The 12447-nt window shown below is 46.0% G+C and carries 12 protein-coding genes; 3 read left to right on the top strand and 9 right to left on the bottom strand.

Annotation, left to right across the window (positions count from 1 at the left end; all coding sequences use genetic code 11):
• Positions 1-76: 76 nt before the first annotated feature.
• The 4 genes from VJ579_00540 to uvrB form a co-directional block, all read right to left on the bottom strand.
• On the bottom strand, positions 77-871 hold the full coding sequence (locus tag VJ579_00540) for a response regulator (protein HXK37545.1): 795 nt from the start codon (positions 869-871) through the stop codon (positions 77-79).
• 84 nt (positions 872-955) lie between these two features.
• Positions 956-2425 (bottom strand): HAMP domain-containing sensor histidine kinase, encoded by a 1470-nt coding sequence (locus VJ579_00535; GenBank protein HXK37544.1) that lies wholly within the window; start codon positions 2423-2425, stop codon positions 956-958.
• A gap of 4 nt (positions 2426-2429) precedes the next feature.
• Positions 2430-3614 (bottom strand): FIST N-terminal domain-containing protein, encoded by a 1185-nt coding sequence (locus VJ579_00530; protein ID HXK37543.1) that lies wholly within the window; start codon positions 3612-3614, stop codon positions 2430-2432.
• Between the two features lie 81 nt (positions 3615-3695).
• Entirely contained in the window at positions 3696-5801 is a 2106-nt protein-coding gene (uvrB, locus tag VJ579_00525) for an excinuclease ABC subunit UvrB (protein ID HXK37542.1), read from the bottom strand.
• Positions 5802-5903: 102 nt separating this feature from the next.
• Between uvrB and VJ579_00520 the strand changes: the two genes are divergently transcribed.
• Entirely contained in the window at positions 5904-6290 is a 387-nt protein-coding gene (locus tag VJ579_00520) for a hypothetical protein (protein ID HXK37541.1), read from the top strand.
• A 100-nt stretch (positions 6291-6390) separates the two neighbouring features.
• On the opposite strand, the gene VJ579_00515 is transcribed toward VJ579_00520, so the two are convergent.
• From VJ579_00515 to VJ579_00500, 4 genes are all read right to left on the bottom strand, one after another.
• Positions 6391-6906: a hypothetical protein gene (locus VJ579_00515; protein HXK37540.1), complete on the bottom strand. Its 516-nt coding sequence runs from the start codon at positions 6904-6906 to the stop codon at positions 6391-6393.
• A 148-nt stretch (positions 6907-7054) separates the two neighbouring features.
• Positions 7055-8005, bottom strand: coding sequence for a hypothetical protein (locus tag VJ579_00510; GenBank protein HXK37539.1), 951 nt, complete (start codon positions 8003-8005; stop codon positions 7055-7057).
• A 44-nt stretch (positions 8006-8049) separates the two neighbouring features.
• Positions 8050-8766: a cytochrome c biogenesis CcdA family protein gene (locus VJ579_00505; protein ID HXK37538.1), complete on the bottom strand. Its 717-nt coding sequence runs from the start codon at positions 8764-8766 to the stop codon at positions 8050-8052.
• A 79-nt stretch (positions 8767-8845) separates the two neighbouring features.
• Positions 8846-9568, bottom strand: a complete 723-nt coding sequence (locus VJ579_00500) for a lytic transglycosylase domain-containing protein (GenBank protein ID HXK37537.1) — start codon at positions 9566-9568, stop codon at positions 8846-8848.
• Between the two features lie 447 nt (positions 9569-10015).
• Here VJ579_00500 and VJ579_00495 point away from each other — a divergent pair, with 447 nt between their 5' ends.
• Together VJ579_00495 and VJ579_00490 are read left to right on the top strand one after the other, a co-directional pair.
• A complete protein-coding gene (locus VJ579_00495; GenBank protein ID HXK37536.1) occupies positions 10016-11269 on the top strand; it encodes a glycosyltransferase in 1254 nt (417 codons plus the stop codon).
• Between the two features lie 23 nt (positions 11270-11292).
• A complete protein-coding gene (locus tag VJ579_00490) occupies positions 11293-12018 on the top strand; it encodes a hypothetical protein (GenBank protein ID HXK37535.1) in 726 nt (241 codons plus the stop codon).
• Positions 12019-12026: 8 nt separating this feature from the next.
• Here the strand turns inward: VJ579_00490 and VJ579_00485 are convergent, their stop codons facing one another.
• Positions 12027-12443: a response regulator gene (locus VJ579_00485; protein HXK37534.1), complete on the bottom strand. Its 417-nt coding sequence runs from the start codon at positions 12441-12443 to the stop codon at positions 12027-12029.
• Positions 12444-12447: the final 4 nt, after the last annotated feature.

The following is a 12447-nucleotide window of genomic DNA, read 5'->3' as shown; positions in this document are numbered from 1 at the left end:
CTTGGTGTTCGTCATACAGTAAAAGTGCAATCAAAAACGCAACTAACAAGTTGCGTTTTTGAAAAAATTATTATGCTTAGTACTTCGAAAGCATCTTCTTGACCTCTTCAACGATCTCATCAAGTGTGAAATTTGCTTTGATGAAGAACTGATTTGCTCCAAGCTGCATGGCCTTGTCTATATCTTCTCGCTGTCCAAAGTTCGAAAGCATAGCAATCACCGTACGGCCAAATTGAGGTTTTGCGCGTATACGCTTCAAGACTTCGAACCCATCGATTCCTGGAAGTAAAATATCAAGAAGAATAACGTGTGGAATATGCTTCTCAGCAAGCATAACACCCTGCTCTCCATCCATCGCAGTGATAACCGTAAGACTCTTATCTGCAGAAAACTTTTGAATTGCGAGATCGCGTAAGAAACGATCATCTTCTATCAAGAGCAGCGTGAAATGCTTGTTGTCCTCACGAATTTGTACTGATGGTGGCAGAATAACTCCCTCACTTTGAGGTAAGTGCTTGAAAATCTTGGAGAGTGTAGATTGAGCGTCGAACTTTCCCGTAACGAAATAATCGGCCACTTGGAATTGCAGTGCACGAGAAATAACCATAAGATCACCAGTCTCTTCACCGATAATCACGGGAGTATTTGCAATCCCTTGATCTGCCTTGCGAAGTTCCTCGAGATGTGCAAGACCAGTTTTCCCCGCAACAGCAACATCAATGATGATCAATGCGGGCTTCGTTGATAGTACTGTTGGCAAAAATTGTGTCGGATCAGCAACGGGCACCACAGAAACACCCTGTGGAGAAAGCACGGTCTTAAGTCCGTCAATGAGCTTTTGCTGCTCAGAAAAAAGAATGATGGCTGACATGTTTTAGCTATTATAACATGAAAATTTCATGCACACCGTCAAAAAACCCAAGCTATATAATAACAAAATGGTAACGTACAATAATTATTGCCCAAGTTCTGCATTGCGCTGCGTAATAGGTAGTTGAACGGTAAATATCGTCCCCACACCCTCCTTTGACTCAAACCAAATCTTTCCACCATGGCGAAGTGCAACACTCTGCGCAATGGAAAGTCCCAACCCTGATCCTTCCGTAAAATGCTGCATCGCGTTTGATGCCCTAAAGAAACGAGAAAAGACATGTGCCTGATCTCGATCTGGAATACCAATACCCTCGTCTGACACAATGATGCGCGCACTCTCTTCAACCTTTGCAAGCACAACATTAATTACACCATCGTTCTTGCTGTACTTGATAGCATTATCAATAAGATTATTAAGGAGATCAGTAATTCGCTCTGGATCAAGATACAGTCTCGGAACATCGGGTGCGAGCTTTGTAACGATATGAACCTGCTTCTCCGCAGCTCTCTGCAATAGGTCTGCAACAACTTTTTCTATAAGAGATTGTATTTGAACGGGAACAAACACGTACTTCACTCTTCCAGACTCAAGTCGGTCGACAGCAAGCATGTCATTCACTAGTCGTATTAAGCGCTCATTTGATTCATACCCTCTCTGTATGATTTCGCGCTGCTCCATTGAGATTTCTCCAATATCACCAACAAGAAGCATCTTCATCATCCACTTCATTCCAGAGAGTGGTGTTCGTAATTGATGTGCAGCCACAGAAATGATCTCTGTCTTCATCGCATCAAGCGCCTGCATCCGCTCATTTGCCATAGTCAGTTCTATATCACGTCGCACAAGCATTTTTGAACTTAACTCAAAATCTCGGGTTAGGTCCTTGAGTCTATTAACCATAGCCTCTTCCTCCAAAAACTCTCTACGCAAGTCAGCTTCGCGAGAAGCAAGCGTACGTGCAACAGTCCCAGAGAAATAGCCAATAAGTAGGTAAATCAAAACCACAACTCCGGACTGCACGAGACCAAGCAATACATCGCCAGATCGAAGCATCTGCGGAAGTGCGGTGGGGTGCGTAAGCAACGCCCTGAGCATTCCGTTCTCGGCAAGCCCTGAAACGATAAGAAAGAGACCTGAGAGCCCAGCAACACTCATCGCACCCCGAAAGCCGAATAGAATCATCGAAACAATGATGGGTACAAAGAAGAATACATGTACAAATGATGCAAGTCCTGCTCCGGTAGCAACAAGCATGAAGAAGATATAGAGCAAGTCGAAAATTACTTGACCAATATTTATCCTCCATAGATTGATCTCACCAAGTACGACGGGGTCGCTACGCACCAGATATACGCTTAATATAAGATTACCGAGCAAGGCAACTCCAAACATAATGCCAAGTAATGCAAAAGTACCCGTTTGCTGGCCTGGGGTGACTGAAATGACTCCTAATATGAATGCGAGAAACGCATAATACCAACGTGCACGAACAACCCACAAAGATGAGGTATATGATGCCCGAGCAACTTTTGTAGAAATTGTTTCAGTCATAAAACTATTCTGCTATTGCAAATAGCGCAATTGAACCATTATGCATACTTACTGCCTCGTCGGGTCGTGCAGAAAATGCACATTCTGCATAACTATAAAAACCCGCGAGAGGAACATCGCGTCCAACCTCCTCCTGTACTGCACGCACCTCCCTATCTGCAGAATGACCGAGCATCTTGCGTCGTGCGGAAGATGAGAACATAAATACCACCTTAGGCTTCTTGCCGCCGAGCTTTTGCATCAACTCTCTTGCAGCGTCTCTTGCGGTAGTTACCGCCTGCTGTTTATCAGAGATCATCAGCCTCAGTCCACTACCCACAGAGACGTTCCCTCCACACACAATCGCACCCTTCTCCACATCGACACGCAATGGACTACGGAGCACTGAATGAATAGCGCCATCATGATAAATACCCAATGGATATGAGGAGGCAAATGCCGTCAGTTTCCCTTGCTGGAGCATTGTAGAGTACTGTTCACCGAAATACTCCTCATAAAGTGCAATGGCGGATCTTCCATCAATCTCCTCGATAATATTTCCTGTCGCTTTCGTCACGCGCCTCTGCACTCCCACTGGAAGGAATCCATGCTTAATTACACTTGCCGCAGTGAATGTTCCAGAAAAGCCAACACCAGTGATTGCATCACCAAATGCGCGATCATTATAATATTGACTTGTTTCGTAAAATGCGAAATTATCAGCAGCCCCACCTGCAATACACGTAATAGGCACTCCAACCTGCTGACGTAAACCCATGAGCGCATCCTCCATTCCTCCACTTAAAACGTTTGCAAAGAAGATTGCTGCGGACAAATTTCCCTCCATGGCATCATGCATAGTGTCTGCAAGATCCATTCCACTACGACGCGGGTTCCATTGCATATGTGTCCCAAAACCAGTACCAATGTGCAGTTGATCTGAATTGAAGGCCACAACAACCACGCCACCCTCTGAGGCCAAACCCTCACTAGAAATCTCCCCCGCAGTACTACACCCCGCTATCTGTATTCCCGGTGCTGCATCCTTGATACCGGCGACAAGTGCATCTTGATCAATAAGGGATGAGCCAAAAACAACCACGCACTGTGCATGTTTATCTGGCAATGTCGCAAGCGCTTGAGTGATTGCATCCGCTCCCGCTCGACGTGCGTCATCGTTCTTCCCCATACCGATGCTCACAGAGATCATTTCATATATTATAGCATAAGCGGCTTACGCGTTGGACATGGCATCGGAGATAATAAAAACAAGCAAACTATGTTGCTTGTTTTACCGACGGCTCAACAAAGATTTCTTCTTCACCGGTTTTGTCTTAGCACTATCATCTTGCTTCGCCTTTTTCGATGCTGCCTCCGCCTTATGAGACAGACCAAGCTCTGTTGCAAGCGCTGCAATTTCATCGCGTAAGAATGCTGCGGTCTCGAAATCAAGAAGTTCAACTGCATCTTCCATTTCTTTTTCCTTCTCCTTAATCAATGCTTGCGGGTTTTCTGTAAAACGAATGCGATCAATAGAAATAAGATTTGCAAGTGCTGCCTTATTCGTTTTATCCATCCCCTCAGTGATATCATGAATCTGCTTCATGATTGTCTTCGGAGTGATACCGTGCTCTGTATTGTATGCCTCTTGAATAGTACGCCTACGGGAAGTCTCCTTTATGGCAAATTCAAGTGCACTTGAAAGTCTATCCGCATAGACAACGACGCGTCCTTCGACGTTTCGCGCTGCGCGTCCAATCGTCTGTATCAGCGCAGTCTCTGAGCGAAGAAATCCTTCTTTGTCGGCGTCGAGTATCGCAACGAGCGCAACTTCTGGCAAGTCGAGCCCCTCACGAAGAAGGTTCACTCCGACAAGACAGTCATATGCACCCTTACGGAAATCCGTAAGTATTTGAATACGCTCCAAAGTTTTCACATCACTATGGAGATATGCGGCCTTCACGCCACGCTCCGTGAGATATGTAGAGAGATCCTCAGCCATACGTTTTGTCAAAGTTGTTACGAGAACTCGTGAACCTTGCTGTATGACCTTGCTTGCTTCCTCGAGAAAATCTTGTACCTGTCCAGGCGCTCCATCACGACCGACAACTGGACGTACTTCAATAATTGGATCAAGAAGGCCTGTCGGACGGATGACCTGCTCAACTATATTATCGGACACTTCACGCTCATAATCTGCTGGAGTAGCTGAAGTGAAAAGTATATCGCCGATGCGATCTCTCCACTCATTAAATCGTAGTGGACGGTTATCCTTCGCAGACGGCAATCGAAATCCATGCTGCACCAGCGTCTCTTTGCGGGACTGATCTCCCGCAAACATTGCCCTGAGCTGCGGAATCGTGACATGCGACTCATCGATAACCGTAAGGAAATCAGGCTTCCCGTCAGCGGTATGTGGAAAATACGAGAGGAGCGTCGAAGGTGCCTCACCTGCGCTGCGGCCATCAAAGTGTCGCGAATAGTTCTCTATGCCCGAGCAGTAGCCCACCTCTGCTATCATCGCTAGATCATAGTTCGTGCGCCTGCGTAGTCGTTCTGCTTCAAGGATCTTCCCCTCTTTCGCAAAAAGCGCAAGTTGCTCGTCGAGCTCCGCACGAATATCCGCAACCGCTCGCAAGCGTTCATCCTCTGGAGTAACGAAGTGTTTTGCTGGGAACAGATAAAATGCTTGGTGCTCCTTGACTTCTGCCCTACTCATCGGATCAATCTGCATGATACGATCTATCTGCGCGCCTGCAAACGTAACCTCATAGATCATAAGTTCTGAGGTGGGCATGATCTCGATCTGATTTCCAATCGAACGGAATGTTCCAGGAGCGAGATCGGCGGTAGTGCGCTTGAAATACACGGCTACGAGCCTTCGTATAAGCTCATTACGCGAGAGAGTCATACCTTTCTTGAGTTCGATATGCACTTTTTTATACTCCTCAGGTGAGCCAAGACCATAGATGCAGGAAACAGAAGCAACAATAATCACATCATCCCGAGAAAGAAGAGCTTGTGTCGAAGCATGACGCAAACGCTCAATCTCTGCGTTAATTGCAGCATCCTTCTCGATGTAAGTATCCGTTGTTGGAATATATGCTTCCGGCTGATAGTAATCGTAATATGACACGAAGTAATGTACGGCATTATCCGGAAAGAACGTGCGATACTCCTGTGCTAACTGCGCAGCCAAAGTCTTATTGTGTGCAATGACGAGTGTCGGCTTTCCTATCTTCGCGATCACATTTGCAGCAGTGAATGTCTTTCCCGATCCAGTAACACCCAAAAGCGTCTGATTTTTTGCGCCTTGCTCAAAATTAGCCACAAGCGCCTCTATGGCTTTCGGCTGATCCCCTGCGGGTTTCCATTCTGGTCGAAGTGAAAATGACATAAGAAAAGTATAGCATACGGGTTTTACAGGCCTATGCAAGCACCCTACTTGCTAAACTTTGTGTTCGTGGTAAACCTAGTGTAGAAAACTTTCGGGGGTTTTGTGAAAACCAAAATGATCCTTTCGAGTTTCTTTTGCACCCTCCTTCCGACGATCGGCGTCATCTACATGCTACGCTACATGGCTGTTGAAATTCATCTCAATTCAATCGCACTGTACTGGGTCTCATTCATCTGCGCCATCATTGGCCTCATCATGAACATTTGGACTTGGGGTGATGGTGTTGACTTCTCCATCCATACGTTCAACTTCCATTGCATTTTCGTTGCGTTTGGCTTTCTCGCTTTCACATTCAAGCCTGAACTGACCAAGTGGGTAAACGGCGAAGCATGGATGACCGTTCTTGTCGCGATACATCTCATCATCTCAACACTCGGCTTCATTACGCTCTGGTGCCTCACTCATGACGCCATGGACTCGGAAGACTGACTCCACGCACGCACCCCACACGGGTGCGTTTTTATTCTTCGACAGAAACACATATTGATGTAAAAAGAAAAGCACCTTTGGGTGCTTTTCTTTTAAAATGCTACTTTGCGACAAATGATACAACCGGAGCATCTGCTGATGGACGGTCTTTAGAAAGATCAAACTCCCTATCCCCATCGTCACGGATAAGCGCAACAAAGTAGGTCTTTCCTGCCTCAGTCTTGCGTGAGAGCAGTGGAACAATTGTTTTTGGTGTAGCAGATTCTACACGCTCAAGCCATGCTCCCATGACACGCCCTGGCTGTCCGTTTACGCTGTCGTAAACAGTAACCCAAGTATCCGAAGTAATATTGAGGTTTGTGACTGCAACAAATTCACCAGTCACCTGATCTGCAGCAGCGAGACCTGCAGTCTCATTCTTCGCGATAGCCGATGCAAGAGGAAGTCCGGTCGTACCTGCGACTTCTGCCTGAGTAAGCGTTGTTGTAGTGGCAGTAGATGTTGCTACTTCCTCTGTTGTTGTGCCACGCTTGCTGCTCCAAACAGCAATGCTGAGCAAGATAGCCACGAGAACGACTGTTCCCGTTACCACCATGATTTGTGTCTTTTTATCCATGATTATGGTTCGTACTTTCAGTAATGTAATTTATACTAGCACAACATGGCCATGCAAACAGTTTGCAACATAAATAGTAGCTCAACGTCAACATTGGTGACTTTTACGCTAGGAAATAAAAAAACAAGCACGTACCGTGCTTGTTTTCCTAGCTTGCTACGGGAAAGATAAGTCTCTTTACATACAAAAACAGTTTAAAGAGAATGAACGCAGAGAGGCCATAGAAAAACCATGCCGCACTTACCACTGCATGATAGAGCAAATAGAGGAACAATTTCACATACCCAAATGGTGACTTTATGAAGTTATTGCTTGTTATTCCCTCTCTAAATACTGACCACCCTGTAAACTTCGAAAGTAGCGTTGAGGTGGCAACCCTTCCAGTACTTGTAGCCTCAGTAGTGATACCTAATACTTTTGCAACCCCAATGTCCTTTGCAAGGTCACCAACAGTACTATTGATTCTCTCGGTATTCGAATTCGCCTGTCCTACTCGGAAGGATTCAGTTGCGCCAATAATTGGTACGGCAAAATTCACCACGGGCTCCACCACTTTCGCAGGAAGTACTTTTTCCACTACATCTGCTACGCCCTGCGCATCCTTGCTTGTAAAAGCAGAAGTCGTTGCAACAGCTACAGACGACGTAGACTTTGGAACATCAACAACAGGAAGTTCAGGACTTATAGCTGCCTCACGCTTCAGCTCACTTGTCTGGCCCACATAGTCGCCCGAAGTTTTCACAGGAATCGTTATTCCTCCCTTTCCGGTCACGTCACCACCTGCAATACGTATATGAAAGGCATGCCTACCCCTCGTTACTTGTACGGGAAATGATACGATTTTAGAGTCACCTGCGTCAACGGCGACATCTTTTTGCTGCAGGATAGTTAATCCATCGAGAAGTTCAAGCGTTCCACGCACGACTCCATCGGTAGCATTGAAGACAAGTGTGTTCACTAATATCTGATCGCCAACAAAGAACGGCTCCTTCGAGAACCAAATACCCCCCGTAGGAATACCCACAGAACTTGTAGCTGCAGCCGCAAGACTCGGTAGCAGCAGCATAGAGACCAAAAGGAAACGAATGCTTCGTAACATGTCTACAATTATAACACAATTAAAACAGCCCAAGATGGGCTATTTTAAAGATAGTTTAGCAATTTCTCCTGCCAATCACCGTCAACGAACTTTCCGAAAATAGAAAGCAGAAAGCCATATTGTCCGACAAGCATGAAGAGTCCGATGATGACGAGTATGATTCCTGCTCCGCGACTAATCTTTTCAGAATAGCGAGAGAGTACAGACACCACCTTAAAGGATCGTTCATAGAAGTAAGCAAGGAGGATAAAAGGCAAACTATGACCGACAGCATAAAGCACAAGGAGTAATGTGCCGCGAACCACAGTATCTGCCTGAGCGGCCAATACATAGATACTCCCAAGAATAGGACCAACACATGGACTCCAGCCGAATGCAAACACCACTCCGAGGAGTCCAACAGCGAAGTTGCTTGTTGGCTTCAGGAAAGCCGGCATACCTGCACTTCGTACAGGGATTTTAATGACGCCGAGCAATGTAAGGCCGAAGAGGACAAAAAGAAGACCTCCGAACATAATGAGCTCTCCTCTATACGCTGCGATATACCGACCAAGCTGATTGACAAACACACCGAGTAATACGATGACCGATGAAAAACCGACCATGAACGCAAGCGCGCGTTGAAAAATCTTCTTTTCATCGAGTTTACCTGTCTCGCTCGCAAGAAACGCTAAGTAGGCAGGCACAAGAGGAAGAGTACAAGGCGCAAGGAAAGTCAGTAGACCAGCGAAAAATGCGGAAAATAGTGAAACATCAAGCATAGGGTGAGTATAACATGCTACATTGTGCGCCACCCCAACTCGTCCACAGAAAACAAAAACACCCTTTCGGGTGTAAATGTTAGTTGCTCGTTGACGCCTCAGCTACCCTCATCGGGCTGAATATCTTCGCAGCAAACGAAGATACAGCTACAGGACGCACCGCCTCAGCCTTTGCCACGCTATCATCGATAGACTGGCGAAGTGTCAGCGCATGATTAAGATCACGCTTCTGATCCTGAATACGGTTATACACGAATTTCACCTTCTTTACGTACGAGTGGTCCGCTGTATCGTATTGAGACAGGAAACGACGTGCACGTGCAGGACCCATGTTATAGGCAATCAAAGCTTCATCCACATTCTTGAAACCATAATTGGTCTCAAGATCCTTCAGATACTTTGTTCCTGCAAGAATGTTTTGGAAAGGATCCGAGAGATCCTTCACACCGAAGATCTTTGCAGTCCCCGGCATAAGCTGCATCAACCCGCGAGCGCCTACTGGAGACGCAGCACGAGGATTTCCTTCTGATTCAACCGTAATGACTGAAACAATCATATCGCGGTCATAATCAGTGAGCATTGCAGCGGTATCGACATGATCACCGTAGCGCGAATTAATGCGCTCGATGTACGTATCGGTATCTTGCTCACGTAAGGCAGAGGGTGTTGCAGCGAATACACTTGCTGGTGCAACCATAAAGGCTACAGCGATAAGCGCAACAATGGCTTGGGCACGGGGCTGCAGGTTAAGCAACCCCTTACGTTCACCAACTTCTGAACCCTCAAGAACTTCTTTGGGCATAATAGTTTTGTACTCTGCTTCTGGTGGAGACAGATGGTCTGCCTGACGGTCGAGCGAAGAAGCGGATCGGAAACTATGGCGATAGACTTCCCCGGAGGGCTTTCTACTGCTTTTTAGAGTACTGGGTTATTGTACTGATGGAGCTCGATTATGCAACCGTTTTACAACTAGGTACAAAATATGGCTTAAAACATAGACACATTGCTCAACTAACATTAAAGTTTTTTCGAAAGTACCTCGAAAATGGTTGTATTTTAATGTTGACAAAACACGAATTCATGATTAAATATGCTGGAAATCCTTATTTTTGGGCATTTTTCGGAAATTTGCCGACTCTCGCCTATTTTCCCAAAATGCGGTCAAATTTAAAATAGGGCTTTACATAAGGCTAAATTTTGCATAGGATAGAGACTACACGTCTCCTTTCTGGAGCCTAAAAGAATCACCATGTTGCCACTTATTGGACAGATCCTAACCATAGGAATCCTCTTCTCAGTCACCTACTTTGAGGTTTTTATGCTACTCACCTATATTGAAGAGCGTGACCAGATGCACTTCAAGGAGCGACCTCGTGCAACAGATGAAAGCCTACCGACAGTGACGATCATTGTCCCCGCCTGGAACGAGGGAACCACAATACTTGGCACTATTAACTCAATTCTGGCGCTCGACTACCCTGCCGATAAACTTGATGTCTTCTTCGTCAATGACGGATCGACAGATAATACACTTGAAGTCGCTCGCAAACACTTTGGCGACAATAAAAGGGTGAAGATCATCACTAAGGAAAACGGCGGCAAGCATACTGCTATGAATCTGGGTATAGAGATGAGCACGGCGGACCTTATTGGCTGCCTCGACGCAGACTCCTATGTAGAACCCAACGCCCTTCGCGAGATGGTTCCATTCTTCGCTGACCCTGATGTCGTCTCCGTCACACCCTCTGTACAGATTTGGAAGCCAGACAACTGGCTCAGGCACATCCAAGCCATCGAGTACATGGTTGGTGCCTTTACCCGCAAGGTTCTCTCGCGCATCAATGCCCTCTATGTTACCCCCGGCCCGTTCTCCATCTTCCGCCGTGAACTCTTTGACAAGATAGGCAACTTCCGTGCAGCATATCATACCGAAGACATGGAAATGGCACTGCGCATCCAGTCCTACAAACTCAAGATTGAGAATGCACATATGGCTATCGTGTGGACCGTTCCCCCAAAGACCCTACCTGCTCTCTATAAACAGCGTGTGCGCTGGGTAACCGGTTTTCTCAAAAACGCTTACTACTCGTATAGGCATATGTTCATGAAAAGTGAGTATGGCTATCTTGGCGTCCTCTCCCTCCCCTTTGCATTCATTTCCATCTTTACCGCACTCTACTTCACTGTCGCGTATATCAAAGCAGTGGTAAAATCAATTGGCGAAGAGATCATATATAGACAAGCGGTGGGATTCCACTTTGGTTGGCCAAGTACGGATTTCGATCTTTTCTCTTATGATCTCACATTCAATCGACTAATCGTTTATGTCCTCTTCCTGGGCACACTCCTCTATATTACGTTTGGAGTTCGCCTTGTGCGCAAGCAATATACCATTGCACGCGGAACACTTTCATTCCTTTTCCTCTATGGACTCATTGCTCCATTCTGGCTCGCAAAGTCGCTCTATAACCTGATTACTTCAAAAGAGACCACTTGGCGTTAAGTTTGCATCAACATACAATCACCATGACACAAATTACCCCACAGCAGAGCGTTACGAAGCGTAAGTTCATTGCGGTGTTCATCATCACATTGGGAATCTTCGCAGTCGCGTTTCTTGCCTCCAACTATTTCTACAGCTTGCGTTCTGCGGCTATTAAAGAAGTAGAATCAGGAATCAACCGACAAATCGTTGAAACTGAGATTCAATATCAGCTTCTTGCTGATGCCGCATGTGATGACCCAACCGCAGCGAGCTCACAGATCTCCCAGATGAATGAGCTTGCACGACGACTCGACGACATGGAAAAGCAGCGCGGAACTAATGATCGAGAGGTTATTGCCCTCAAGAAAGACTACTCGCTGCTCATGATTAAGGACTATCTCCTCCTCCGTGAACGCCAACGCCAGTGCGGAGAGGTGTTCAGTACGATTATCTTCTTCTACTCAAATACCGGCGACTGCGAAGATTGTATCAAGGCAGGTCATGTGCTTACGCAGATGCGTGAGCAGTACGACCGCCTGCATATCTATGCGTTTGACTACAACCTTGGCCTCTCATCGATAGACACCCTCAAGGCAATCTATCGTACGCATGCTGAGCCTCCAGTCTTAATCATCAACCGCAAGGCATATTACGGATTCAAGACCCAAAAAGAAATCGAGGATCTTATCCCGAATATCGATAAACTAAAGACAAAGGTGGTTACTGCATCATCAACCACTCCAACGACAACAAAGACTGCAAAATAAAAACTCCCCTACTTAGGGGTGTTTTTATTTTCTAGTTCCATTTCGAAGCTTGAGCGAACTTTATCAACAAGCGTATCCATCGATATATTACTCTTTATCAGATAGTATTCCGGATTACTTTTAAGTATTGGCTCAATGAGGTTACTATTTGTTGGATTATAGTTGGTGAGCATAATCACATGTACCTTATCACCTCCCGGCTCCTTGCGTATATCACTAAGGAGCGCAAGTCCTGTCTTTCCTGGCATCAGGATGTCTAAGACGATCAAGTCCGGGTGCTCATCATGGTAGAGCTTCATCCCTTCAACTGCGTCTGCTGCTGAGACAACGGGATAACCGACTTCCGTCAATGTCTCAACGATAACATCTCTCATATCTTTCTCATCCTCGACAACGAGGATTTTTTTTGACTTGAATTGTTCCATGGTA

The sequence above is a fragment of the Candidatus Paceibacterota bacterium genome (assembly GCA_035583355.1).
Taxonomy (GTDB): Bacteria; Patescibacteriota; Minisyncoccia; order Phycocordibacterales; family UBA6899; genus JAJZQJ01.
Note: the sequence above shows the minus strand (reverse complement) of the source record. Positions and strands in the feature narration are given on the sequence as shown.